Raw genomic sequence first — 26,032 nt, forward strand, 5'->3', positions numbered from 1 at the left:
TTCGTCTTTTCGGCCGCTGCTGGCCGATCCCTGCCGTCCGTAATCTGAAATTGAGTATAGCTGGCAACCGGGCCTCGCTTGCCCGCCTCACGGTACAGCCCGATGGCTCTATACTTCTTACTGGCTTTGCCACCGGGATGGGTGGTAGTTGTCTGCCCTGCTTGGACGTCAGTGGCGATGCTTTGGCATAACCAATGAGCAACAGGAACAGGATGAAGAGAACATGGCAATAGCAATTATCTTGATACTAATCGTTATTGCATCAGTACTCTTCCATATACTCGCGCCTTGGCATGCAACACCGGCAGCTTCCAACTGGGGATCCATAGACACCACCCTGTTTATCACCCTGATCATTAGCGGAATATTCTTCATCGCCATCACGGTTTTTATGGCGGTGGCGGTGATGCGTTATCGTCACAAGGAGGGATCCAGGGCGCACTACCAACCAGAAAGTAAAAAACTGGAACTATGGTTAATTATCGTTACTTCGGTAGGTATTGTCGCCATGCTGGCGCCAGGCCTGGTTGTTTACGATGATTTTATCCGGGTGCCGAAAAATGCCTATGAACTTGAAGTGATCGCCCAGCAGTGGCAGTGGGCCTTTCGCTTCCCTGGCCAAGACGGGAAGTTGGGTAAGTCAGATATCAAATTTGTTGATTCCACCAACCCCCTCGGCCTTGATCCCAATGATCCTGCCGGGCAGGACGATGTACTGATAAAAAGCAATGAAGTTCGTCTTCCGCTCGATAAACCGGTGAAAGTTTTACTGCGATCCAAAGATGTACTGCACGATTTCTATGTTCCGCAAATCCGCAGCAAGATGGACATGGTGCCGGGGATGGTGTCGTACTTTTGGTTTACTCCGACCAAAACCGGAAAGTATGAAATTCTTTGCGCTGAATATTGTGGTGTCGGTCATTACAACATGCGCGGCCAGATGATCGTGGAAGAGCAGGGTGCCTTCGATCAATGGCTGAAAAGCCAACCGACGTTTGCACAGACATTAGCCACGGCTGCCAAGCCCAGTCAGGACAGCGTGCTGGAAAAAGGCCGCCAGTTGGTCGAAAAATACGGTTGCGGGACCTGCCATAGCCAGGATGGCAGTGCCAGTCTCGGCCCGGGATGGAAGGGCTTGTATGGCCGCACTGAACAGCTTGCCGATGGCAGCAGTGTGCAGGTCGATGAGGCTTACCTGAAAGAGTCGATCCTCGATCCGAAGGCCCGCCTGGTACAAGGCTACCCGCCGGTCATGGTGACCTATACTCTCAATGACGATGAACTGGGTGCACTCATCGCCCTGATCAAATCACTGGGTGCTGCGCGACAAGGCGACGAATCTGCTGCCGGCCAAGCGCCGGGCCCAGGTGAGGACCTGGCGGCGCAGGGACAGCAGTTGGCTGAATCGCTCGGCTGCCTGGCCTGCCACAGTGTCGATGGCAGCAAGGGCATCGGTCCCAGCTGGCAGGGTCTGTACGGCAAGACCGAAACCCTTGCCGACGGTACGAGCATCAAGGTCGATGAGGGCTATATAAAAGACTCGGTTCTAAATCCCGCTGCCAAAATCGTCAAGGGGTATGCACCCGTCATGCCGGTCTTTGCTCCCAGCGATAAGGAGTTGAATGCACTGATCGCCTTTATCAAATCCAAAGCGAATGCCGACGCTGATACGAGCAAGGCGCAGCCAGGGAAATAGCCGTAAGCAGCCAGCAGTACACCGAAACTTCGACAGGAGGATGACGTGATGGCCTATGCGGAGCAAGCCGAAACAGAAGCGCTGCACGAGCCTAAAAGTTTCCTGACCAAATACATCTGGAGTCAGGACCACAAGGTCATAGCCATTCAATATTCCTTGACGGCTCTGTTCGTGGGGCTTATCGCCGTGGTGTTGTCCGACTTGATGCGCTTACAGATAGGCTTCCCCGGCAGTTTGGCGTTCATGGACGCCAATACTTACTATCAGGCGATGACCATGCACGGCATGATCATGGTCATTTATTTGCTGACGGCCCTGTTTCTGGGTGGCTTCGGTAACTATCTGATCCCACTGATGGTGGGCGCCCGCGACATGGTCTTTCCCTACGTCAACATGCTGAGCTACTGGTTCTACCTGGTGGCGGTACTGGTATTGCTCGCCGGTTTCTTTGTGCCGGGCGGTCCCACCGGTTCGGGCTGGACGCTCTATCCGCCGCAGTCCATCACCAAGGGGACACCCGGGGTCGAATGGGGCATTGTCCTGATGCTCGTCTCTCTGGCGATTTTTATTGTCGCCGCCACCATGGGCGGGCTGAACTACGTCACCACGGTGTTGCAGGCGCGCACGCACGGCATGACATTGTTTCGCATGCCGCTCTCCGTATGGGGAATATTCATGGCCTCGATCATGGCCTTGCTGGCCTTCCCGGCGTTGTTTGTCAGTGCGGTCATGATGCTGTTCGACAAACTATTGGGCACCAGCTTCTTTATGCCGGCGATCATCTCGCTGGGGCAGCAGCTCAATCATCAGGGCGGCAGCCCGATATTATTCCAGCACCTGTTCTGGTTCTTCGGCCACCCGGAAGTCTACATCGTGGCTCTTCCTGCATTTGGTCTGGTCTCCGACTTGATCAGCACCCATGCGCGTAAAAATATCTTCGGCTACCGAATGATGGTGTGGGCGATTATTGCGATTGGCGTGCTCAGCTTTGTGGTCTGGGCGCACCATATGTATGTCAGCGGGATGAACCCGTACTTTGGCTTTTTCTTCGCCGTCACCACCTTGATCATCGCAGTGCCGACTGCACTGAAAGTCTATAACTGGGTGTTGACCCTGTGGCGGGGCGACATTCATCTGACCGTGCCGATGCTGTTTGCCCTGGCCTTTATTGTCACCTTCCTGGTGGGCGGTCTGACCGGGTTGTTTCTCGGCAATGTGATCGTGGACATTCCGCTCTCGGACACCTATTTCGTCGTCGCCCATTTCCATATGGTCATGGGGGTCGCACCGGTACTGGTGGTGTTCGGCGGCATCTATCATTGGTTCCCGAAAGTCACCGGGCGCATGTTTAACGACACCCTGGGCAAGCTGCATTTCTGGATTACCTTTCTGGGTACCTACGCCATTTTCTTCCCCATGCACTACTTGGGTTTCCAGGGTATGCCGCGCCGTTACTACGCCTATGAAAACTACGCGTTCATCCCGCAGTCGGCGCAAGAGTTGAATGCCTTCATTACGGTGGTCGCATTGACCGTCGGCGTTTCCCAGTTGCTGTTCGTGTTCAACATGGCCTGGAGTGTATTTAAAGGCAAACCCGCGGGCAGTAACCCTTGGGGGGCGGCCAGTCTGGAATGGCAAACGCCGAACACCCCACCGGTACATGGTAACTGGGGAGCGAAACTGCCGGTGGTGCATCGCTGGGCCTATGACTACAGCGTGCCGGGGATAGAGCAGGATTTCGTGCCGCAAACGGTCTCTGCCGAGGAGCTGGAGCAAATGCGGCAACTCAGTGCCGGAACCAAGATAGCGGACGTTAAAACATGAACAGACTGCTATTGAGAAATGCCGACGACGCTGACCCCGGCGGCAGCTGGAATCGCGATCCTGAAGGTATTCAGACCGCCGCCGATAGAAGCCAAACCGCAAAGGTAGGCCTGCGCTTGTTTCTGGCTGTGGTGAGTTCGTTATTCTTTCTCTTCCTGCTCGCCTTCATTGCCCGCTCACAAATGGCCGACTGGCTCCCCCTGACAGACCCCTTGGCGCCTTTAGCCAACCCATGGCCGTTGTGGGTGAATTCGGCTTTTCTGGTACTGAGTTGCATCGCACTGCAGTGGTCGCGCATGGCCGCCCGACAGGCTCGACTGGACGCAACGGTCATGGGCTTTGTGGTGGGGGGGGTATTTGCAATTGCTTTTCTGACGGGACAAGTCTGGGTCTGGCAGCAGTTTGTCGCCTGGGGCTACTTTGTCGCCAGCAATCCGGCCAACAGTTTTTTCTACCTGTTGACCGGTGTGCATGGCCTTCACCTGCTGGGCGGGTTGATTGCCTGGGGCATAACCGTCGTTAAATTCCTGCGTCACGTGCCGTTGCCGCAACTGCGCGTCAGCGTAGAGCTCTGTACCACCTATTGGCACTACTTATTGGGTCTTTGGTTCGTGCTCTTCGCACTGCTGACCAGCACGCCGCAAACCTATGAAGCCATCGCCAGATTCTGCGGCCTGAGGTGAAAAGCCATGGCATCGCACCCATTAGCACCGGCCGAGTCAAGTTCATCCAATCCACCAAGCCCGCCGCCTGCCCCGGGATGGCAGGGTATCGCCAGCGACTGGGCCTCGGATAGGGAGGCTTTCAGGCAGGTCCCCTGGGGCAAGGCGATGATGTGGATATTCCTGCTCAGCGACACGTTTATATTCACCTGTTTTTTAACCGGCTACATGTCGGTCCGCATGACCATCACCGCCCCTTGGCCGAACCCCAGTGAAGTGTTCGCATTGACGATCGGCGGCAGAGAAATCCCGCTTATTCTGATTGCCATCATGACCTTTGTGCTGATCAGCAGCAGCGGCACCATGGCCATGGCCGTTAACTTCGCCTATCGCCGTGATCGCGCGAAAACCACGGCCCTGATGCTGGCGACCGCGGCCTTGGGCGTGACCTTCGTCAGCATGCAGGCATTTGAATGGAGCAAGCTTATCGCCGAAGGCGTGCGTCCCTGGGGGAACCCCATGGGCGCGGCGCAATTTGGGGCCAGCTTCTTCATGATTACCGGTTTTCACGGACTGCATGTGTCAATCGGCGCCATCTACCTCAGCATTGTGGCGATGAAAGTCATGCGAGGAGATTATGAGCGCTCCGGAAACTATCAGAACGTCGAAATAGCCGGGCTTTACTGGCACTTCGTGGACTTGGTGTGGGTGTTTATTTTTGCTTTCTTCTATTTATGGTAGAGGAGCACGGGTGATGGCGCATGCTCAGGGTCAGCAACATCCAATCAGTTTGTACCTGAAAATCTGGGGGCTGTTATTCGTCCTCAGCACGATGTCGTATCTGGTCGACTATTTTCACTTCCATGGCTACCTTCGGTGGGCCCTGATTATCACGTTCATGTTGTTGAAGGCAGGTTTAATTGTCTCCATCTTCATGCACATGGCCTGGGAACGGTTGGCCATGGTCTACGCCATATTGGTGCCACCGTTGTGTTTGCTGGTGCTCGTCGGGCTGATGGCCACCGAGGCGGATTATGTTTTCCTCAGTCGGGTCGTTTTCTTCGGTCAATAAGCAGCCAACGGACGGCTTTGAGCCTCCGGGGTCAACCCGCAATAAATGGCGTTATATCGTTCGCTTGAACTGATGCCATTTGTGCAGCCAGGCGACTGTCCAGTGAGGGGATGCCGTACCCGTGCCGGCGATCTTCAGTTTTGGATGATGTTCAATGACCCGATCCAATACCGGCTCCTGATTCGGATCAACATCCACGAAGAAGATATGTTTGCCGTCTTCCACCATCTGTTTAAAGTTGCGGAAGTGCGCGTTAGGTACCTGAATACCAAAAAAGCCGCCTTCCCAGATGCAGAAGCCAAATATAACAATGGCAAGGAAGATAAAAGGTACCCAGCCTGCGGCGGTTTCGGTCCAGCCCAGCCAATAGGCACCGCCAAGGATCAGCGCTGCGAGTGGCACACCAACCACTGCACCAATCTCGCCAGAGTGAACAACATCCTGTTTCATCAACGAGTTGACCTCGTGGAGATGATGTTCTTCAACATCAGCCACTTGTTCGCTGAGCACATGAATTTGTTCGGTATTGATGCCGTTGGCTTCCAGTTCGGTTTCAAGGGCTTCGAGATCGTCGAGATTGTCACTGATGTAATAGTGTCGGTTCATGCCACACCTCCCATCTCGTGTTGGCCGTAGGCCTCCTCTGTCCCGCAGCCGTAAACTGAGATTTGCAGTCGGTATCTGCGCCCGTGGGGAACGTTGCACACTTCATGCAATCCGTAGGAAGTATAGCATTCGCTAGTATGCGGGGCCGGAGGTGTCAAGGACTGGAGGGCCCCCAAATCCCAGGCACAAAAAAACCGGCCATCAAGGCCGGTTTTTTCTTTACTTGCATCCCCCGTCAAGAAACGACGTGAGACTGAAATCTGATTGGAGCGGGTGAAGGGAATCGAACCCTCGTTATCAGCTTGGGAAGCTGGAGTAATGCCATTATACGACACCCGCTCAGAGCGGCTGACTTTGTACCAGATGTGAGCGCGGATTTGAAGTTTTTCTTTATGCGCGATGGCTTTAGCGCCGGGTGAAACACAAACAGGGACCGCTTGGCGGTCATTCGCGGGCAAGCCTCGCGCCTACGGGAGTGCGTTCAACACAGTAGGGCGGGACTTGCTCGCGATGACTCTGTTTCAGATTGCAAATGCATGGTGGTCCTGGACGTACTGGTAACGCGGTCGGCTTTCGAGTTGCGTCGGTTTCAGGAAGCCCAGCAGTGCGTTACGGCTGTCTTGGCAAGCGGTTTTGTGTTCCATGTCGAGGAAGTGGCCGGTGGCCTGAAGGGTGCTGAAGGTGCTGTGTTGTACATGGCCGGCGAACAGCCTGGCATCGGCGGGGGCGGTGTACTCGTCCCATTCGCCGTTCATGAACAGCACTGGCACATTGATTTTCTTTGCCGCGTTCAGGTAGCAGTTGCGGTCGCTGTTGAGCACGTCGCTGATGTGGAAGTGCATCTGCCCGTATTCGTGTTCGGCCAACGAACTGACGTGACGGTGGTTGAAGCGCTTGAACAGCGAAGGCAGGTGTTTGCCGATGGTGCTGTTCACCAGATGGCCGACGCGGTCACCGTCCCGGTTGCCGAGGTAATCGACACCGCGCTGAAGGTAGTCGAGCATGTGCTCGTTGACCACTGGCGAGAACGAACTGATCACAGCCTTTTCGATGCGCCGTGGCCGGTGGGCGAGGGCGACGAGCGTGGCGGCGCCACCAAAGGAGAACGACAGCACGTGTTCGGCGGCGAAGTGGTCGATCAGCTCCAGGAGGATCTGCCCTTCGATTTCCTTGGTCAGCATTTTCTCATGCAGGTTGTGAGCCTTGGACTTGCCCGCGTAGGGCTGGTCGTAGCACACCACATTGAACTGCGGATAAAGGTTTTTCACGGTTTGGGCAAACGACGCAGTCGTGGACATCGAGCCGTTGACCAGAATGATGGTCTTTTCTGCGGCGTCTGCGCGATAGAACTCCGTGTAAACCCGATACTGACCCTGTATATCCAGCACAGCGATTTCTGGCCTCATGACATAAGACTCCTGGCAAGCGGGTATGCGCGCAAATCAGATTGCACGAGCTTTGTGACAGGTAGGCATACGCCTGGAATTTTTGAAGGCCCATGTCGATCCATTGCACGCCGGTCGACGGGTATTGTTATAAGCGGGCAGTTTGCCGGGGGAAGGCGGAACCTGAGGGTTCTCTGCCGGCAAAAAGTTTCTTAGAGTAGTTTTGGTGACTCGTCGGTCACATTTTGCGCCGACGTCCTGATTCAAGCAGGGGTCACGTCATCGCGCAAGTATCTTTCGAAAAATGTTCGACAACTTCTGCTGAGCGGTCGTCGGCTTAGATCAATCGGATCTCTTCGATGCTCAACGGCCGGTATTCGCCGGGCTTCAGCGCGTCGTCGAGCAGCAGCGGCCCCATGCGTTCGCGGTGCAGGCGCAATACCTTGTTGTCGAAGTGGCCGAACATCCGTTTTACCTGATGATAACGGCCCTCGACGATGCTCAGGCGCGCCGATTTTGCCCCGAGCAAGACCAGTTCGGCAGGTTGGGTTGTGAGGTCTTCGAAGGCGAAGTACAGGCCTTTGGCGAACGTGATCGCGTAGTCGGCAGTGATCTCCTGCTCCGTCTCGACGTAGTACACCTTGGGCAGTTTGGTCTGTGGCTGGGTCAGGCGTCGCGACCAGGTGCCGTCGTTGGTGATCAGCATCAGGCCGGTGGTGTTGAAGTCCAGGCGACCGGCGATGTGCAGGTCATCCTTGTCCGCTTCATGGATCAGGTCGAGCACCGTCGGGTGTTGCGGGTCGCGGGTCGCACTGACGCAGCCGGGCGGTTTGTACAGCATGAAGTAGCGGGCCGGTTTACCGACCTGCAGCACTTCGTCGTCGACTTCCACGCGGCTGAACTCGAGAACCTCGGCGTGAGGGTCGCTGACGATAGTTCCGTCGACCCTGACGCGCTTTTCCACCAGCAACAGGCGTACCTGCTTGCGGTTGAAGCGGGGCAGGTTGCTGAGGAAACGGTCAACGCGCATGGCCAGGGATCGGTGGGAAAAGGGCTGCGTATGTTACGTGATCGGCCAGGCGGCTGCTTGCAACTGCGCCTCGACCCGGGCGCAGGCCGGGCACAGGCAGGACTTGTCGCGCAGCTCGGCCGGCAGCGTTTCGAACACCGCCGGGTCGATGCTGACGCCGTAGCACCAGCAGGCACGATCGACGGTTCGAGGGTCGGCCAGGCTGCAGTCGTTGGAAGCGCCACAGGCCGGGCAGAGGTCTGGCTTATTCATGAAAGGGTCATTTGGTAATGGCCGGTTTGCTTGGCCCGAGCTGCGCATGATCGTCCCGCAAGCCGCCATGTGCAAGCTAACGCTCGCACATTCCTGAAGGAGTCTTGCCGGTGATCAGGCGATCAACCCAGGCTTTTCAAATACGCCCGCCACCCGCCCAAATGACTGATTTCCACCGCCCCGTCCAGCCCATACGGCTCACAGATAAACCCGCTCTCCCAACGCCCATCCGCCAGTTGCACCTTGCCCAGTCCCAGTGGAGCAGGAATCCCGGTGAGGAACGACCCCAGCTCACTGCTAGGCAATTCCCATACTTCCACCGCAATCGCCACGCCGCCCTCTTTAACGCGGACCATGCCGGGGCGATACGGTGGGCCGCCGGCCAAGGCATACAGCTGATAATCGGGAGAACTCTGAGTTGTTTCTACCAGCCGCGCTCCACGCTGTTTGAGTTGCCAGTTCAGCGCCAGCCCCTCCAGGTGCGCGCCGCAGACCACCAGTCGTGCCCGGTCATTGCGCGCGATGGCGGCCGGTGCGGGTGACGCCAGGCCCTGCTGACGTTGCAGGGCATCTGCCACGCTCAACAGATACTGATCGGTAAACGCGCGACCAAACAAGGTCACGCCCCATGGCAAACCATTGCCCATCAATCCGCTGGGCACGGCGACGGCAGCGTAATCGAGCAGGTTCATGAAGTTGGTGTAGTAGCCCAGTTCCGAGTTGCGCAGTACCGGTTCGGCGGCAAGTTCCGCCAATGTCACCGGACGGCCAATGGTTGGCGTCAGCACGCAGTCGAGGCCCACCAATGCTCTGTCGCACAGCGCCTTCAAGGCTTGCAGTCGGTAGTGGGCGCGGAAGGTTTGCACGCCGGTCACCGCCGGGGCCTTGGCCAGCACGGCACGAATCACTGGCAACACGGCTTGAGGATTTTGCTCCATCAATTTGCCGGCCACGCTGTAACGCTCGGCCACCCATGGCCCTTCGTAGAGCAACCGCGCCGCTTCCAGGAAGGGCGACAAATCCAGTTCGACCGCTTCACCGCCCAGGGCTTTGAGTTGGTCGATGGCGTCGCCAAACAACAACGGGCCTTCAGGGCAGCCGAAGAACGCCAGGTCCTGCGCACGGGGCACACCGAAACGAAACGCGCGCGGCGTGCCGAAGGCCGAGCCGTCATTCCACAGCGGATTGCTGCGACTGTATTCATCCCGTGGGTCGAGATGAGCGGTCAGTGCCAACAACTGACTGGCTTCCCGAGCCGTGGCCGTAAAGGTCGTGACGCAATCGAGCGTGCGACAGGCCGGAACCACCCCGGCCGTTGAGATCAGCCCTTTGGTGGCTTTCAAACCGACCAGATTGTTCAGCGCCGCCGGTACGCGCCCGGAACCTGCGGTGTCGGTGCCCAAGGCAAAACTCGCCACGCCGAGCGCCACCGCCAGTGAAGAGCCGGCGCTGGAACCGCCCGACGGATATTCCGGCAACACGCTGTTCGGGCAAGCGCCATACGGGGAGCGGCTGCCGTTGAGGCCGGTGGCGAACTGGTCGAGATTGGTCTTGCCCAGCGGGATCGCGCCCAGCGCCAGCAGTTGCTCGACGATGGTCGCCGAACGCTCCGGCACGTAGGCAAACACCGGGCACGCCGCCGTGGTCGGAATGCCCGCCAGATCGATATTGTCCTTGATCGCGAACGGCACGCCGTACAGCGGCAGGCTGCCTGGGTCACGACCATCGAGGGCGGCGAGGTACGGTTCCAGTTCCTCGGCGCTGAGTAAATGGATGAACAAGTGATAGTCCGGGTTCAGCGCCGCGGCTTTTTCCCGCAGGCTCGGCAGCAGTTGCCGAGGCGTGATGTGGCCATCACGGTAAGCGTTGCGCAGGGCGTCGAGTTGCAGATTGATGTTCATGGTTCAGATCCTTGTTGAAATGGCTTCAGTCGAGTTCCAGCACCACGACGCGCTGTCCGGCGCGCACTGGCGAGCCCGGTTGCACACGAATCTCGCGCACCACACCGGCCATGGGCGCGAGCAGCGGGATTTCCATCTTCATCGACTCCAGAATCACCAGCACATCACCGGCGACCACTTGGCTGCCGACCTCCACCTGAACCTGCCAGAGGTTGCCGGCGATGTGGCTGTCGATGCTCTGCAGACCGTCGGCCAACAGCGCCTCTTCGGTCACTTGCGGCGTCGGTTCTTCACTGTCGAAATGCGCCTGACCGCTGGCGATCCAGCGCTCGCGCTCGGCGTTGAACGCACCTTTTTGCTGATCTCGAAACGCCGCAATGCTGTTGGCTTCCTTCGCCAGAAACGCCTGGTAATCCGCCAGGTTCAACTGACTGTGCTCGATGTTCAGCGCGAAGCGCCCGAGCGGGAAATCCCGTCGAATGCGCAGCAGTTCATCGGCGCTTACCGGGTAGAAGCGGATTTGATCGAAGAACCGCAGCAGCCACGGTTTGCCATCGAACGCGGCGACCTCGCGGTAGCGATTCCACATCTGCAAGGTCCGGCCGACGAATTGATAACCACCGGGGCCTTCCATGCCGTATACGCACATATAGGCGCCACCAATGCCCACCGAGTTTTCAGCGGTCCAGGTGCGGGCCGGGTTGTATTTGGTGGTGACCAGACGATGCCGTGGGTCGAGCGGGGTGGCGACCGGAGCGCCGAGGTAGACATCGCCGAGCCCCATCACCAGATAGCTGGCGTCGAACACCGTGCGCTGCACTTCGTCGAGGTTCGGCAGGTCGTTGATGCGGCGGATGAACTCCAGGTTGCTCGGGCACCATGGGGCGTCCTTGCGCACGGTGGTCATGTATTTCTCGATGGCCAACTGGCAGGCCGGGTCATCCCACGACAGCGGCAGGTGCACGATGCGTGAGGGAACCTGCAAGTCTTTGGCGGCGCACACGGCGTCCCACTCACCGGCGACGATGCCCAGCAGATCGGCAAGCGGCAGTTGCTCCGGTTGGTAATGCACCTGCAGCGAACGGATGCCCGGCGTCAGGTCGATCACCCCATGCAGCTGTTTGCTTTCCAATGCCTGCATCAGCGCGTGGGCGCGGAAGCGCAGTACCAGGTCCAGTTCCGGTGCGCCGATTTCCAGCAGCAAATGCGTGTCGCCCGAAAGGCGTGCAACCAGCCGCGTATCGTCCTGCCCGATATCCAGCACCACAGGCGACACAATCCCCTGTGGGAACACATTACCTGTGGCGAGGGGGCTTGCCCCCGTTGGGTCGCGAAGCGCCCCCAATACCTGCAATCGCGCAGCATCAGATGTATCGAGTTGACTGATTGGCGACTGCTTCGCAGTCGAACGGGGCGATGCGGCGTTCCGACAAGCCCCCTCGCCACAATGGTTCTGCATTGCCAGAGAGCGAGCGGTTTTCAGATCGACCGGCAAAAACTGCACCTTGTCTCCAGCCTTGAGCTGCCCGAGCTGCCAAAGATCCGCTTCGATCACCGTCACCGGGCAGACGAACCCACCGAGGCTCGGACCATCGGGACCGAGGATTACCGGCATATCACCGGTGAAATCCACCGCGCCAATGGCGTACGGATTGTCGTGAATATTCGAGGGATGCAACCCGGCTTCGCCACCGTCGGCCCGTACCCATTCCGGCTTCGGCCCGATCAGCCGCACACCGGTGCGGCTGGAGTTGAAATGCACTTCCCATTGAGTGGCGAAGAAGGTGCCGATGTAGTGTTCGGTGAAGTATTCCGGCGCGCCATGGGGGCCGTAGATCACCCGAATTTGCCGCACGGCCGGCAACTCGGTGACCTGCTCATCAGGCAATTGAACACCCGCGCTACGGTCGATCAAGGCTGGCACATGCAACACGTCCCCGGCACGCAACGCACGACCGCCATGGCCACCGAACTGACCGAGGGTGAAGGTACTTTTGCTGCCCAGGTAATCCGGTACTTGCAGGCCGCCGCGCAGGCACAGATAGCTGCGAGCGCCTGCACCGGCGATTGTGCCGAGATGTACTGTGGCCCCGGCCGGAATCAGCAGCGCAGTGTTCATCGGTGCCGCTTCGCCGTTCAGCGTCAATGGAATCTGCGCACCGATCACCGCCACAACCGCATCACAATTGAAGCGCAGCATCGGCCCGCTCATGGTGATTTCCAGGGCCGCTGCGCCTTCATCGTTACCCAGTAAAAGATTACCCAAACGCAATGCACGACTGTCCATCGGCCCCGACGGCGGCACGCCCACCGCCCAGTAACCAAGACGCCCCGGATAGTCCTGAACGCTGGTCTGGGTGCCGGCGCTGATCACCTCGAAGGTGTTGGCCTGGTAGACCAGCGCTTCCAGACAACGGGTCCATGGCTGGCCGCTGGCAAAGGGCGCATCGAGCAGAATCTGTCGCAGGTAATCGCGGTTGGTTTCCAGGCCGTACAACAGGCTGTCGCCCAAGGTTTGGAGCAGGTCAGCGCGGGCTTCTTCGCGAGTCGGCGCCCAGCGGATGACCTTGGCAATCATCGGGTCGAAGTACGGCGGGATCTCGCAACCGGCCTCGACCCACGTGTCGATGCGCAGGTGTTTGCCATCGGCGACGGGGAAACTTACCGCCGTCAGCAGGCCGGGGCTCGGTTGAAAATCGCGCCCCGGATCTTCGGCGTAGAGCCTTGCCTGGATCGCGTGGCCGTTGGCTTTCAAGCCTTGGCTCAATGCGTTCAATGGCGGTAAATCTCCGGCCGCCAGTTCCACCATCCAGCGCACCAGATCCACGCCCCACACTTGCTCGGTGACACCGTGCTCCACCTGCAAACGGGTGTTCACTTCAAGAAAATAGAAACGCTGGGCGTCACTGTCGAAGACGAACTCCACGGTGCCGGCGCTGCGGTAATTCACTGCCTTGGCGAGTTTGATCGCGGCAAGGCAGAGCGCTTCGGCCATGCCGTCGGGCAGGTTGGGTGCCGGGGTTTCTTCAAGGACTTTCTGGTTGCGCCGCTGCACCGAACAGTCGCGCACGCCGAGGGCAATCACCTCGCCCTGGCCGTCGCCGAACACCTGCACTTCCAGATGTCGCGCGCGCTGGATGTACTTCTCGATGAACACACCGGCGTCGCTGAAGTTATTCTGCCCGAGGCGTTTGACCGCTTCGAAGGATTCGCCCAATTCGGCGGCGCTGCGGCACACGCGCATACCGATGCCGCCACCGCCGGCGGTGCTTTTGAGCATCACCGGGTAGCCGACCTGTTCGCCGGCGATCAATGCCGCGTCAAGGCTGTCGAGCAGTTCGGTGCCTTCGAGCATCGGCACACCGTGTTGTTTGGCCAGGGCGCGGGCGGTGTGTTTGAGGCCAAACACGCGCAGTTGCTCAGGCGTGGGGCCGATGAAGGCGATATCGGCTGCTTCGCAGGCCTCGGCGAACGCGGCGTTTTCCGAGAGGAATCCGTAGCCGGGATGGATCGCCGTAGCGCCGGTGGATTTGGCGATGGCGAGGATTTTGTCCACGGCAAGGTAAGTGCCGGTCGCCGCGCCTTCGCCCAGGCTGTGAGCTTCATCGGCGTGCAGGATATGCAGGCTGGCGGCGTCGGCTTCGGAGTAAACGGCGACGCCCTTGACCTGCAACTCTCGCAGGGTCCGCAGAATGCGGCAGGCAATGGCGCCACGGTTGGCGATGAGGACTTTTTCGAACATGGCATAACCCCTGGAGGCGATAGCGCATCAGCCTCGACCTGGGATGCGGGCCGTCCCGCAGTTTTTCGATGAGCGCCGGGGTCGTCCCCGACGGCAGAATCAGTTCACTTCAAAACACCACCGCTCCCACATTGGTATTTGTGGTGTTTTTACTTTTTGAGGCACTGTCCGGAGCGGGCCTGACACAGGGCAAACAACCACCGCCGCAAACGCGCAAGTTTCAGTTCCATACCAAAAGCTCCGCAGGCGTGGGGTTGTAGGCGTTGCACGGGTTGTTCAGTTGCGGGCAGTTGGAGATCAGCACGATCACGTCCATCTCGGCGCGCAGGTCGACGTATTTGCCGGGCGCTGAAATCCCGTCTTCAAACGTCAGCCCGCCATCGGCCGTCACCGGCACATTCATGAAAAAATTGATGTTCGGCCCGATGTCGCCCTTGCCCAGGCGCCCGTCGTGGGCGCAGGCGCGCAGGTAGTTGTCGCGGCAGCTGTGCATGTAGCGTTTTTCCAGGGCGTAACGCACGGTGTTGCTCTCTTGCGCGCAGGCACCGCCGAGGGTGTCGTGACGCCCGCAGGTGTCTTCGACGATGGTCAGCATTGGCTTGCCGAGGTTGGAATAGAGCACGCTGCCGGTGCTCAGGTAGACGCTGTTCTGCCGACGCAACGTGCGTTGCACGTCATAGCGTTCCTTGGGATTGGCAAGGCTGTAGAACAAGGTGTCGACCGCCTGATTGCCTTCCAGGTCGAGGATACGCAGGGTCTGGCCGGCCTTGACCTCCATCAGCCAGGGTTCACCGGCGGCGATGGTGGCGCGGTAGACCGCTGTTTCCGGTTGCTTGTGGGCGGTGGCGATAGCGAGTGACATGGCAGCGATCCTCAGGCGAACAGACGGTCGGTGTTGATGAAGCCGCGCTCGTTTTCCGGGCGCGAGGTGCGGCAGTGTTCGGCGACGCTGGCATCGGCGTTCATCCAGCTCAGCTTCAGCGGTTTCGGTGCGTATTCCGGCGACGGATCCATCGGGTGTTGCAGGGCAGTGAGCACCACCAGAGTGTCCATCGGTGCGTACAGTTCGATGTAATCGCCAGCCTTGGAATTGCCTTCGACGAAGTGGAAACGGCCGGCCTCATCGACGTTCACACGGCTGAATAGATTGAGCGTCATCAGCAGGTCGGACAGGCCCAGTCCCCACTTGCCCAGCTCCACCAACAAGTTGTCGGTGCCGTTGCGGAAGAAACCGTTGCGCAGTTCCTGATAGCGGCCCTGGCCATATTTTTGTGCGACTTCTTCAGCGCAGAGCACGCCGCCGAGGCTGTCGCTCCAGCCACAGGTGTCGGCGGTGATGGCCGCCAGCACGCGGCCCATGTCCGAGTACAGGCAATGGCCGGTGGTGAGCTTGGCGGTGTGTTGGCATTTGAGGCTGTCGGGCAGATTCAGGCGTTCGGTTTTTTCGTTGGCGTTGAGCAACGTCAGGCTGACGTTGGCACCGCCGCGCAGGTCGGTCAGGCGCAGCAATTGGCCGCGTCTGAGGACGAATGAACGATGGCCGCCGCCGGGGAGCATTTCTTCGGCGAACGGCGGGAACAGTTGGGTCGAATCGGTCATGTGCAGATTCCTCTAAGCGATACGAAGCGTGCCTGCCAGTGTTGCCGGCAGGGCGTCGACGGCGGCGCGGTTGGCGCGGCGGTCGCTGTTCAAAGGGATGTCGTAGGTGATGCGTGCGCCATAGGCGCCGGGGGCGTGCGGGTCGACACGGACCTTGTCGAACACCAGCAAGCGGGTGCCGAGACTGAAACCTTCGGACAGGTCGTGGGTGACCATGAACACCGTCAGTTGCGTCTCGCGCCACAGCTCCAGCAGCAGGCTGTGCATGTCTTTGCGGATGCCCGGATCGAGGGCGCCGAACGGTTCGTCGAGGAGCAACACGCGGGGTTTCATGATCAGCGCCTGGGCAATCGCCAGTCGTTGCTGCATACCACCTGAGAGCTGCGCCGGGTACTTGTCCAGTGAATGGCCAAGGCCGACTTTGTGCAGCAACACCGAGGCGTGATCGCGTGCCTCTTGCTTAGTGCTGCCGAACAACCGCCCCAGTAATGGCGAGCGCGGCAGTTCGAGGCCGAGGGCGACGTTGTCCAGCACGGTCAGGTGCGGGAACACCGAATAGCGCTGGAACACCACGCCACGGCTCGAATCCGGTTCGCCAGCCAATGCCTGACCGTCCAACAGAATCTCGCCACGACTGGCGCGTTCCTGGCCGAGCAATAGCCGCAGGAAGGTCGATTTGCCGCAACCCGACGCGCCGACCAAGGTGCAGAACTCACCTTCGTTGACGCTCAGGTTCAGCCCTTCAAGCACCACCTGATCGGCGTATTGCTGCCAGACGTTTTTCACTGTGATGAAGCTCATGCCCGCGCCCCTTCATAACTCATTTGGAGGCACCTTGGTGCCAGGGAAAGGCCCGTTGGGTCAGGTGCTTGAGGCCCCAGTCCATCAGCCAGGCGAGCAGGGTGATCCACGCCACGTAGGGCAGAATCACGTCCATCGCCAAGTAGCGGCGCACCAGGAAGATCCGGTAACCCAAACCGTCCGTGGAGGCGATGGCTTCGGCGGCGATCAAAAACAACCACGCCGAGCCGAGCATCAGTCGCAACGAGATCAGCAGGCGCGGCAGCAATTGCGGCAGCACCACGCGCAGCATCAGAGTCCAGGTTGAAGCACCGAGGGTCTGCGCCTTGATCAGCAATTCCAGCGGAATTTCCCGGGCGCGCTGTTCCAGATCACGGGCCAGGCATGGGGTGATGCCGATCACGATCAGCATCACTTTCGACAACTCCCCCAACCCGAACACGATGAACAGAATCGGCAGGATCGCCAGCGGCGGCACCATCGACAGCACTGTCAGCACGGGCGATAACGGTGTGCCAAACAGCGGTAGCGTACCGGCGGCGATGCCCAGGCACAGCCCGGCCAACGCACTGATGCCGAGGCCGATGGTCAACCGCCGCAGGCTGGAGGTGGTGTCTTGCCAGAGCAGGTATTCACCAGTGCGGGCGTCGGCGGTGAAGGCCAGGCGTTTCACCGCGTCGGTCATCTGCACGGCACTGGGCAGCAGTTTGTCGTTGGGGTTGTCCATCAGCCGTTCGGCCGAGCCCATGAAGTAGGCGAACAGCACCAGGGCGAACGGCAGGATCACCAACAGCAGGCGACTCGGGCGATCCGGGTGGCGATTGATCAGGCGCATGGCCAGCTCCTCCTGTCTTACAGCTTGGCGTCGGCGGCCATCTGCACGTAAGTCGGGTCGAAGCGCAGCTTGAGGTTGCCTTTGTCGCCGCTGGTCACGCCATTGGCGAAGGCCATGCCGATGGCGCTGGTGTCTTTGGCGCCTTCACCCAGCAAGCCGTGCTGGAACGAGAACTCGGCGACCTTGCGCATGGTGTCGGGCAGTTGCTTGCTGGTGGAGAACGCCAGGGCTTCTTTGGGCGTGGCGAACAGTTTGGTGGTGTCGAGTTGCGCCTGGAAACCGGCCAGGTCGGTGCCCGAAGCTTTGGCCATATGTTCGAGGGCGGCCTGGCTGGTGGCGTTTTTCGCGTTCATCAACGCGACCACTTCGAACCAGGCGCCGGTCAGGGCTTTGCCCAGGGCCGGGTTGTCTTTGAGGGTGGCGCTGTTGACCACCATCATGTCCATGATTTCGCCGGGGATCTGGCTGGAATTGAACACTTCGGTCACCGCAGGCTTGGCCTTGATGTCCGAGAGCATCGGGTTCCAGGTGGTGACGGCGTGAACCTGTTCGGTGTTGAAGGCAGCCGAGATATCGGCATCGGAGGTGTTGATTACTTTCAGGTCTTTCTCGGTAAGGTCTACCGAGTCCAGAGCACGGGCCAACAGATAATGGGAGACGGACAGCTCCACCAGATTGACGTCCATGCCCTTGAGGTCGGTGACTTTCTTGCCTTCGCCTTTGAGCACGATGCCGTCGTTGCCGTTGGAGAAGTCGCTGACGATCAGCGCTGTGCTGTCGACGCCACCGGCAGCCGGAATGGTCAGCGCGTCCATGTTGGTCATGGTGCAGCCGTCGAACTGGCCGGCGGTGTATTGGTTGATGGATTCGACGTAGTCGTTGAGCTGCACCACATCGATCTTGATGCCGTACTTTTTCGCCCATTTGTCGACGATGCCCTGGCTGCCGGCATATTCCCAGGGCATCCAGCCGGCGTAGATAGTCCAGCAGACGCTGAAATGGTCTTTCTGTGCGGCGTGGGACGAGACGCTCACGAGGGCTGCAAAAGCAGCGGCGAGCAGGGCGGGTAAACGAAGTCGGGACATGGGATGGTTCTCCAGTTGATCAAGGGCGGACAGGAAGGCAGCGGCACCGCGAACGGTGGCTTGTCTCCCGGGCTTTTGTCCCGCCGTGTAACCTCAACTGGAGGTCGCCAACTCTCGGACCAGTCACTCGCGATTGCGAGCCGGAACCCTAGTCAGCCATTGCAAATTGTGGTGCCGCGAACCTGTGATGACTCCTGCACGTCTTTGGTTAAGCGAGAGCCGTGCCAAGTTGACTTGAGCGCTCTGGCTGGGGGCATGGAAGGGAGGGCGAGACAAACAGGGGAGGGCGCTTTGCCTTGTCATGGTGCGCAGCGCATGGGTATGCACCGTAGAAGGACAGCTAGCCGCTGATCTGAAGGTCGATGCGATCAGGCACTCGGTGCCTGTTTTAAAGTCAAAACAGGTGTGACTCGACTGCCGTTGCAGGTCTTTCAGGAGGCCTCCATGTTCTGTCAGAAAAAGCTCCGCCAAATACTGCTCAGTGTGTTTTTTGGTTTGGGTCTGTCCGGGTGTTACTACTATGTAGGGGGCGCCGATGTTTATCCGGCACCTTATTACTACCCCGGCTATTACTACTCACCTTACTACTACGGTGGCCCACGCTTTTACGGGGGTTATCGTTACTACTATTTCAGTGGGCCTCGCTATTACCATGGTGATCACGATCGCGGGCATCGCTAAACGGCTCATGAGCACAACGGCGCCTGCGGCTTACGCAGGCGCCGTTTTCTTTTGCGCAGGATGAAAAACCTTTCATCGGCTACTTGTTTCGGCGTGTTACAGAAACGCACCAGATCCCGATTTCACTGTCTGATCTTTCGACAGTCGCCGAACAATTGACTGTCGCCTGCCAGCGTCGCTGGCGTGGCTCACTCGCGGTCCAGGAGGCCGCCATGCTCTGTCGAAAACAGCTCCGCCATATTCTGCTGATCGTTCTATCGGGATTGTTTCTTGGTGCGTGCGTGCCCTATTCCGATGGCGACAGCTACTACCGCTCGGATGTCTACACGTCCCCAGCGCCGTATTACTCCGATGGTGGTTACTACACAGCTCCGCGCAGGTATTACTCGCCGCCTGCACGGTATTACCAGCCATCGCCACGTTATTACTACCAGCCGCGGGTTTATCAACCGGCACCGCGCTATTACGACTACCGCGGCAACCAGAGTCGCGGATGGGACCGTCATGACCGCGGTGGTTGGGATGGTCGTCGCGACGGTTGGGATGGTCGTAGTCGCGGCAACTGGAACGACGATTCCCGGGGCCACAGTGGACGGGATCACCATGGCGGAAGAGGCGATCATGGCGACAACGATGGCCGAGGCGGCCGTCGCTAACTCCTCAATCAAAAGCGGCGCATGAAGCGCCGCTTTTTTTTGCCTGGATTTCAGTATTCCGACAGATCGGCCAACGGATGCCGACCTTCCCAGACCTTGTGAAAATGCGCTTCCACCGCCGCCTCCGGCACCGTGTTGATATCCGGCCAGTGCCAGTGAGGTTTCTGGTCCTTGTCGATCAACCGCGCGCGCACGCCCTCGCTGAGTTCCGGATGACGGCAGCAATTGAGGCTCATGGTGTATTCCATCTGAAAGACTTGAGCCAGCGACAGGTGCCGGGCGCGGGCGATCTGTTCCCACACCAGATGAGCGGTCAGGGGCGAGCCTTCAATCATGGTGCAGGCCGCACGACTGAGCAGCGGGTCTTTATGAACGCGTAGCGCACTGATGGCCTTCCAGGCACAACGAACGTCGCTGACATCCAGCAACTCGTCGATCTGCTGGCGTCGCGGCAGCCACTGCGCTTCGGGCATTTTTACGAGCGCTTCTTGTTGCAAGGCCTTGAGCAGACTGTTGAGCTGCATGGCGGTCTGTTCCTGCCAGTTCAATTGCAGCAAACCTTCGATCAGCTCCGGCTGTTGTTGATCGAGCAAAAAGCGGTCCGCGAGGTCCAGATCGATAGCATCGCGACCGTTCATCCGGGCGCCGGTCAGGCCGAGAAACAACCCGAGCTTGCCGGGCAACCGCGACAGAAACCAGCTGGCGCCGACGTCCGGGTACAAACCGATACTGATCTCCGGCATCGCCAATCGGCTGCTCGGCGTGACAACCCGAATGCTCGCCCCTTGCAGCAGCCCCATGCCGCCACCCAACACGTAACCATGACCCCAGCAGATCAACGGTTTCGGGTAGGTGTGCAACTTGAAGTCGAGGCGATATTCTGCCGCGAAGAAGTGCGCAGCCAAGGGCGGTACTTCTCCGGGATGGGCGCGACACGCTTCCACCAGACTGCGCACTTCACCGCCGGCGCAAAAGGCCTTGTCGCCATTGCCGCGCAGCAGTACACAAACGATCTGTGGTTCCTTGGCCCAGGCGTCCAGTTGATCGCGCAAGGCGTTGATCATCGGCAAGGAGAGGGCGTTGAGGGACTTTTCGGCATCCAGGCTGGCGATGCCGATGCGTGCGCCGTCGGTGCCGGTGAGTTCTTCGAAGTGCAGATTCATCATGACCTCGATCGGGAATTTGAGCGTTCAGTATGATCGCTCTATAGGAAAATGCCGGATCTGCGTCAGATCAATTGACAAGCGTGATGGGCTTTCCTAGGGTTCGCCCCATTGTTTTTGCCGGATGTAACCATGACTGCTGACGACCGTATCAAACTCGAACCGAGCTGGAAGGAGGCCCTCCGTGCCGAATTCGACCAGCCTTACATGGCAGAGTTGCGCACATTCCTGCAACAGGAGCGCGCGGCGGGCAAGGAGATCTATCCGCCGGGACCGTTGATTTTCAACGCGCTCAACTCCACGCCGCTGGACAAGGTCAAGGTGGTTATCCTCGGTCAGGACCCTTACCACGGTCCGGGCCAGGCCCATGGGTTGTGCTTCTCGGTGCAGCCGGGTGTACCGGCGCCGCCGTCGCTGGTGAACATCTATAAAGAGTTGAAACGCGACCTGAACATCGACATCCCCAACCATGGCTACCTGCAGAGTTGGGCGGAGCAGGGCGTGTTGATGCTCAATACCACCATGACCGTGGAGCGGGCGAATGCCAACGCCCACGCGGGCAAGGGCTGGCAGCACTTTACCGACCGGATTATCGAAGTGGTCAGCGAGCACCAGCCGCATCTGGTGTTCCTGCTGTGGGGTGCGCATGCCCAGAGCAAGCAGAAACTCATCGACGCCACCAAGCATTTGGTATTGACGTCGGTTCACCCGTCGCCGCTGTCGGCTTATCGCGGCTTCCTCGGGTGCGGGCATTTCAGTCGGGCGAACAAGTTTCTGGAACAGAATGGCGAGACGCCGATCGAGTGGCGGTTGCCGCCGGTGTGAAGATTGTGGCGAGGGGGCTTGCCCCCGTTGGGTCGCGCAGCGGCCCCAAAACCAACCACACCGAAGTCCTCAGATTTTACGACAGCTTCGCAGCCGAACGGGGCGATGCGGCGTTCCGACAGGCCCCCTCGCCACAGGACTCATATCAGGGAGAATCCGGCTCCCGGTTCCAATACCTGAACAACGGCTCCGCCAAAAACAACACGAACAACAGCCGCATCACCTGCATCGCCGTCACCAGCGGTACCGATAGTTGCAGGGTTTCAGCCGTCAAACTCATCTCGGCAATCCCGCCGGGCATCATGCCCAGCGTCAGCGAACGCAGATCCAGATGGGTCAATACACTCAACCCCAGTGCCGCCAGCGTGGCGATCAACATGGTCAACACCGTGCCGATCAGGGTCCGGCCCATGAAGGACGGTGCCCGTCGGAAGAACTGTCGATTGAAGTGGCAGCCCAACCCGCTGCCGATCAGCCACTGGCCGATCTGACTGCCGCCGTTGGGCAAGCCGATGTGCAGGTCCCAACCAATGCTCACTGCCGCACTCACCAGTAACGGCCCGAACAGCCAGGGGTTGGGTTGCCGCAGGCGCTCCCAGATCCAGGCGGCCAGGGCGCCCGCCGGGAACAGAAGGGCCAGCCACCACCAGTTGACGGTCGCAGCATGCAAGGCCGGCGCACCATCGCCCAACAGATACTTGAACGCCGCTGGCACACACAGCACCACCACCAGCACCCGCAAGCTTTGTCCCGCCGCGACACGGCTGAGCACCGCGCCATTGCGGGCGCCGAGGTTGACCATCTCCCCGGAGCCACCGGGCATGCTGGAAAAGAACGCCGTGGCGCGATCTTCGCCGGTACGCCGCATCAACCAGACCCCGACCACCGCGGACAGGCTGGTGACCAACGCACCGAAGAAGATCAGACCGAAGTGGCTCAGCACCTGCTCCATCACCACCGGGGTGAAGTGCAGGCCGATGCCGATGCCGACAACCCACTGGCCGCACTTGCGCCCGCCAGGGATTTCCGCCAGTTGCCAGGGTGTCAGGCAGCGCACGAGGATGATCGCCAGTAACGAGCCGACCATCCACGGTAGAGGCCAGCCGATCTGGCTGGCGAGGTAACCGCCCAGCAGACCGACCAGCGGTGTACCCCACCAGGCTTTGAAGGGTGTTCGATCAGGCATCGGCGATAGCGCGCCGGGCGACCGAACGTTTGCGCCAGATGCGCAGCAGCGGCATCAGCAACATGATGGCAGTCAGCACCCAGCAACCGAACGTGATCGGGCTCGACCAGAGGATTTCCAGTGCACCGTTGGAAATCGACAGCGCGCGACGCAGGTTCTGTTCCATCAGACCACCGAGGATGAAGCCCAGCAGTACCGGCGACAACGGGAAGTCCAGCTTGCGCAGGATGTAGCCGAAGATGCCGATGCCGATCATCAGGAACAGGTCGAAGGTGGTGGCGTGTACGGCGTAGACGCCGATCCCGGTGATGATCGCGATCACCGGCACCAGTGCCCAGTTCGGCACGGCGAGGATGCGGGTGAAGATGCGGATCATCGGGATGTTGAGGATCACCAGCATCACGTTGGCGACGAACAACGACGCGATCAGGCCCCAGACGATGTCTGGCTGCTGCTGGAATAACAGCGGGCCCGGGGTGATGTTGTACAGCGACAGTGCGCCGATCATCACCGCCGTGGTCCCCGAGCCCGGAACACCGAGGGTCAGCATCGGCACCAGGGCACCGCAGGCTGCGCCACCGATGGCGGTTTCCGGAGCCGCGAGGCCACGCATGTCGCCTTGGCCGAAAGTGCCCTTGGCACCGGCGATACGTTTCTCGGTCATGTAGGCCACCGCGCTGGCCAGCGTCGCGCCGGCACCCGGCAACACGCCCATGATGAAGCCCAGCAAACCGCAACGGACGTTCACCACGAACACCGCCGAAGCTTCCTTGAAGTTGAACATCATGCGCCCGGTGGCTTTCACCGCTTCCTGGCCACGGTGGGTTTTTTCCAGCAGCAAGAGGATTTCGCTGATGGAGAACAGGCCCAATACCAGCACGACGAACTGAATGCCGTCTGTCAGATGAATGTTGTCCCCGGTGAAGCGGTATACGCCGCTGTTGGCATCGATGCCGACGCTCGACAGAAACAGACCGATCAGCGCTGCAATGAAGGTCTTGAGCGGTCGATCACCGGCCATGCCGCCGAGACAGACAATCGCAAACACCATCAGCACGAAATACTCCGCCGGCCCGAAGGCAATCGCCCATTTCGCCAGCAACGGGGCGAACAGCACCATGCCGCAAGTCGCGATGAAGGCACCGATGAACGAACTCCACGCCGACAGCGACAGCGCTACACCGGCCAGACCCTTGCGGGCCATCGGGTAACCGTCGAGGGTGGTCATGACGGTAGAGGCTTCGCCCGGAATGTTCAGCAGGATGGAGCTGATCCGGCCGCCGTATTCGCAACCCAGGTACACCGCCGCCAGCAGGATCAACGCCGACTCCGGTGGCAGGCCGAGGGCGAACGCGATCGGAATCAGCAACGCCACGCCGTTGATCGGCCCCAGCCCCGGCAGCAGCCCGACGACGGTCCCGATCAAGGTGCCGCACAGTGCGGTCACCAGGTTGTACGGGCTCAGCGCAACGCCGAAGCCCTGACCCAAATAGCCAAGAGTATCCATATCAGTTCTCCAGAACGTCGAGCACGCCCAACGGCAGTGGCACGTCCATCAACTTGTCGAACAGCAGATAAAGACCGATGGCCATCAGGCTGATGATCACCGCGCTGGGCAGCCAGCGGCCGCCATACAGGCGTGCCATCGGAACCCCGATCAGAATGCTGGCGACGATGAAACCAAGGGGTTCGAAGGCCCCGGCGAACACCAGCAACAGCGCCACGCAGATGCCGATCTTGATCAGGGTTTCGCGGTCCAGTTTCGGGTCGTCATCGCTGTGCACGATCGGCGCCGGCCGAAACACCATGTACAGCAAAGCCAGGCCCATCAGGCCGAGCATCAGCAGGGGGAAGGCGCGAGGCCCGACCGGTTCGTAGGAAAAAGCCGCTTGATACGGCCACGCCATCAGCGCCAGGCCGACACAGGCCAGCAACAGCACCGAAGCAAAAATGCGTTGTATGAGCATGGGGAACTCCTGGGCCACGACCCCGAGAACCGGGGCCGCAGCCGCTAGACAGAGGCGATCACTGGATCAGGCCGAACTCTTTGGCCAGCACTTTGTAGTCCGCGACCTGCTTCTTCACGTAGGTGTCCAGCTCCGGGCCGGTCATGGCGAACGGGAACAGTTCACGCTGATCGCGCAGCTTGGCGAAATCCTCGGAGGCCAGCAGTTTGTCGAAGGCGTTTTTCCACCAGGCGTAGTCTTCGTCGCTGACTTTTGGCCCGAGGTAGAAGCCGCGAACCACCGGCCAGACGATGTTGTAGCCTTGCTCTTTAGCGGTCGGAATGTCTTTCATTTCCGGCTCGTCCAGACGCTTCTCGGAGAACACCGCCAGCAGACGCATGTCACCGCTCAGGATGTGTGGCATGGAGTCGGAGATGTCGGTGCTGCCAACCTGGATGTGGCCGCCGAGCAGGGCGGTGGCGATTTCACCGCCGCCTTCGAGGGCGACGTAACGCAGGTCGCGCGGGTTGATCCCGGCTGCCTTGGCGATCAGGGCGGTTTGCATCCAGTCCTGGCTGCCGACGGTGCCGCCGGAACCGATCACCACCGAGCTTGGGTCTTTCTTCAGGGCTTTGACCAGATCGTCCAGGGTCTTGTAGGGCGAATCGCTTTTCACCGCGATGGCGCCATAACTGGTGCCAACCGCCGCCAACCAGCGCACGGCGCTTTCATCGAAACGCCCGAATTTGCCTTGCGCCAGATTCAGCAGCGAACCGCTGGACCAGGCCACCAGCGTACCGGCATCGGCCGGGCGCTGAGCGACCACAGCGTTGTACGCCACCGCGCCGACACCGCCGGGCATGTAGGTCACGCGCATTGGTTTGGTCAGCAGTTTTTCGTTGACCAGCGCGCTTTGCGCCAGTTTGCAGGTGAGGTCGAAACCGCCGCCCGGCGAGGCCGGGGCGATGCATTCCGGGCGTTTGGGTTCGGCCAGCAATTGGCCGGCGAACAGCATGATGCCGGTGGCCAGAGCAACTTTACGCAGTGACAGGTTCATTCAAGTCTCCTTAAGAGTTTTTGTTATG

24 protein-coding genes, 1 tRNA gene and 1 riboswitch are annotated in these 26,032 nt (G+C 59.7%); of the genes, 8 read left to right on the plus strand and 17 right to left on the minus strand.

Going from position 1 to position 26,032, the window contains the following annotated elements:
• Positions 1–223 precede the first annotated feature (223 nt).
• Genes AC1DQM_RS17990 through AC1DQM_RS18010 form a run of 5 tightly spaced genes read left to right on the plus strand, consistent with a single transcriptional unit; the run spans position 224 to position 5,254 of the window.
• Positions 224–1,696 (plus strand): c-type cytochrome, encoded by a 1,473-nt coding sequence (locus tag AC1DQM_RS17990; protein WP_477746680.1) that lies wholly within the window; start codon positions 224–226, stop codon positions 1,694–1,696.
• 48 nt (positions 1,697–1,744) lie between these two features.
• On the plus strand, positions 1,745–3,520 hold the full coding sequence (ctaD, locus tag AC1DQM_RS17995) for a cytochrome c oxidase subunit I (RefSeq protein ID WP_086944823.1): 1,776 nt from the start codon (positions 1,745–1,747) through the stop codon (positions 3,518–3,520).
• The gene (locus AC1DQM_RS18000; protein ID WP_111454831.1) at positions 3,517–4,203 is read left to right on the plus strand and encodes a cytochrome c oxidase subunit 3; all 687 of its coding nucleotides are present in this window, start codon (positions 3,517–3,519) and stop codon (positions 4,201–4,203) included. The genes ctaD and AC1DQM_RS18000 overlap by 4 nt, the downstream gene beginning before the upstream one ends.
• A 6-nt stretch (positions 4,204–4,209) precedes the next feature.
• Complete coding sequence (locus tag AC1DQM_RS18005; protein ID WP_026286474.1) at positions 4,210–4,923, plus strand: heme-copper oxidase subunit III family protein; 714 nt, start codon at positions 4,210–4,212, stop codon at positions 4,921–4,923.
• A gap of 13 nt (positions 4,924–4,936) precedes the next feature.
• Entirely contained in the window at positions 4,937–5,254 is a 318-nt protein-coding gene (locus AC1DQM_RS18010) for a cytochrome C oxidase subunit IV family protein (RefSeq protein ID WP_028939289.1), read from the plus strand.
• 51 nt (positions 5,255–5,305) lie between these two features.
• On the opposite strand, the gene AC1DQM_RS18015 is transcribed toward AC1DQM_RS18010, so the two are convergent.
• The 12 genes from AC1DQM_RS18015 to AC1DQM_RS18070 all read right to left on the minus strand — a co-directional run bounded on the left by AC1DQM_RS18015 (position 5,306) and on the right by AC1DQM_RS18070 (position 18,490).
• Complete coding sequence (locus tag AC1DQM_RS18015) at positions 5,306–5,860, minus strand: hypothetical protein (RefSeq protein WP_018926809.1); 555 nt, start codon at positions 5,858–5,860, stop codon at positions 5,306–5,308.
• A gap of 265 nt (positions 5,861–6,125) precedes the next feature.
• Positions 6,126–6,199 (minus strand) — tRNA-Gly (locus tag AC1DQM_RS18020).
• Between the two features lie 182 nt (positions 6,200–6,381).
• Positions 6,382–7,266, minus strand: a complete 885-nt coding sequence (locus tag AC1DQM_RS18025) for an alpha/beta fold hydrolase (RefSeq protein ID WP_018926808.1) — start codon at positions 7,264–7,266, stop codon at positions 6,382–6,384.
• Between the two features lie 316 nt (positions 7,267–7,582).
• The gene (locus tag AC1DQM_RS18030) at positions 7,583–8,275 is read right to left on the minus strand and encodes a pseudouridine synthase (RefSeq protein ID WP_477746609.1); all 693 of its coding nucleotides are present in this window, start codon (positions 8,273–8,275) and stop codon (positions 7,583–7,585) included.
• A gap of 33 nt (positions 8,276–8,308) precedes the next feature.
• Positions 8,309–8,527 carry a cysteine-rich CWC family protein gene (locus AC1DQM_RS18035; protein ID WP_019580865.1) on the minus strand — a complete coding sequence of 73 codons (219 nt, stop codon included), beginning with the start codon at positions 8,525–8,527 and terminating at the stop codon, positions 8,309–8,311.
• A 122-nt stretch (positions 8,528–8,649) separates the two neighbouring features.
• Entirely contained in the window at positions 8,650–10,428 is a 1,779-nt protein-coding gene (gene atzF / locus AC1DQM_RS18040; protein ID WP_477746610.1) for an allophanate hydrolase, read from the minus strand.
• A gap of 25 nt (positions 10,429–10,453) precedes the next feature.
• Entirely contained in the window at positions 10,454–14,170 is a 3,717-nt protein-coding gene (gene uca, locus AC1DQM_RS18045) for an urea carboxylase (protein ID WP_477746611.1), read from the minus strand.
• Positions 14,171–14,390: 220 nt separating this feature from the next.
• Positions 14,391–15,032 (minus strand): urea amidolyase associated protein UAAP2, encoded by a 642-nt coding sequence (locus AC1DQM_RS18050; protein ID WP_018926803.1) that lies wholly within the window; start codon positions 15,030–15,032, stop codon positions 14,391–14,393.
• A gap of 11 nt (positions 15,033–15,043) precedes the next feature.
• On the minus strand, positions 15,044–15,769 hold the full coding sequence (locus AC1DQM_RS18055) for an urea amidolyase associated protein UAAP1 (protein WP_064619763.1): 726 nt from the start codon (positions 15,767–15,769) through the stop codon (positions 15,044–15,046).
• 12 nt (positions 15,770–15,781) lie between these two features.
• A complete protein-coding gene (locus AC1DQM_RS18060; RefSeq protein WP_477746612.1) occupies positions 15,782–16,570 on the minus strand; it encodes an ABC transporter ATP-binding protein in 789 nt (262 codons plus the stop codon).
• A gap of 19 nt (positions 16,571–16,589) precedes the next feature.
• Entirely contained in the window at positions 16,590–17,405 is an 816-nt protein-coding gene (locus AC1DQM_RS18065; RefSeq protein ID WP_477746613.1) for an ABC transporter permease, read from the minus strand.
• Between the two features lie 17 nt (positions 17,406–17,422).
• Positions 17,423–18,490, minus strand: a complete 1,068-nt coding sequence (locus tag AC1DQM_RS18070; protein WP_018926799.1) for a putative urea ABC transporter substrate-binding protein — start codon at positions 18,488–18,490, stop codon at positions 17,423–17,425.
• Positions 18,491–18,552: 62 nt separating this feature from the next.
• A riboswitch (guanidine-I (ykkC/yxkD leader) is annotated at positions 18,553–18,653 on the minus strand.
• A gap of 281 nt (positions 18,654–18,934) precedes the next feature.
• Here AC1DQM_RS18070 and AC1DQM_RS18075 point away from each other — a divergent pair.
• Together AC1DQM_RS18075 and AC1DQM_RS18080 are read left to right on the plus strand one after the other, a co-directional pair.
• Positions 18,935–19,171, plus strand: a complete 237-nt coding sequence (locus AC1DQM_RS18075; protein ID WP_018926798.1) for a hypothetical protein — start codon at positions 18,935–18,937, stop codon at positions 19,169–19,171.
• Between the two features lie 212 nt (positions 19,172–19,383).
• On the plus strand, positions 19,384–19,827 hold the full coding sequence (locus AC1DQM_RS18080) for a hypothetical protein (RefSeq protein WP_082920899.1): 444 nt from the start codon (positions 19,384–19,386) through the stop codon (positions 19,825–19,827).
• A gap of 50 nt (positions 19,828–19,877) precedes the next feature.
• Here the strand turns inward: AC1DQM_RS18080 and AC1DQM_RS18085 are convergent, their stop codons facing one another.
• Positions 19,878–20,990 (minus strand): enoyl-CoA hydratase/isomerase family protein, encoded by a 1,113-nt coding sequence (locus AC1DQM_RS18085; protein WP_477746681.1) that lies wholly within the window; start codon positions 20,988–20,990, stop codon positions 19,878–19,880.
• A gap of 132 nt (positions 20,991–21,122) precedes the next feature.
• Here AC1DQM_RS18085 and ung point away from each other — a divergent pair, with 132 nt between their 5' ends.
• Positions 21,123–21,815: a uracil-DNA glycosylase gene (ung, locus tag AC1DQM_RS18090; protein ID WP_019580851.1), complete on the plus strand. Its 693-nt coding sequence runs from the start codon at positions 21,123–21,125 to the stop codon at positions 21,813–21,815.
• 145 nt (positions 21,816–21,960) lie between these two features.
• Here the strand turns inward: ung and AC1DQM_RS18095 are convergent, their stop codons facing one another.
• Genes AC1DQM_RS18095 through AC1DQM_RS18110 form a run of 4 tightly spaced genes read right to left on the minus strand, consistent with a single transcriptional unit; the run spans position 21,961 to position 26,004 of the window.
• Positions 21,961–23,001 carry an AbrB family transcriptional regulator gene (locus AC1DQM_RS18095; RefSeq protein ID WP_258612578.1) on the minus strand — a complete coding sequence of 347 codons (1,041 nt, stop codon included), beginning with the start codon at positions 22,999–23,001 and terminating at the stop codon, positions 21,961–21,963.
• Complete coding sequence (locus tag AC1DQM_RS18100; RefSeq protein WP_064619745.1) at positions 22,994–24,508, minus strand: tripartite tricarboxylate transporter permease; 1,515 nt, start codon at positions 24,506–24,508, stop codon at positions 22,994–22,996. The genes AC1DQM_RS18095 and AC1DQM_RS18100 overlap by 8 nt, the downstream gene beginning before the upstream one ends.
• Before the next feature lies 1 nt (position 24,509).
• Positions 24,510–24,968, minus strand: coding sequence for a tripartite tricarboxylate transporter TctB family protein (locus AC1DQM_RS18105; protein ID WP_018926792.1), 459 nt, complete (start codon positions 24,966–24,968; stop codon positions 24,510–24,512).
• A 58-nt stretch (positions 24,969–25,026) separates the two neighbouring features.
• Positions 25,027–26,004, minus strand: coding sequence for a Bug family tripartite tricarboxylate transporter substrate binding protein (locus tag AC1DQM_RS18110; RefSeq protein WP_018926791.1), 978 nt, complete (start codon positions 26,002–26,004; stop codon positions 25,027–25,029).
• Positions 26,005–26,032: the final 28 nt, after the last annotated feature.

The organism is Pseudomonas sp. 01L34, assembly GCF_056400265.1.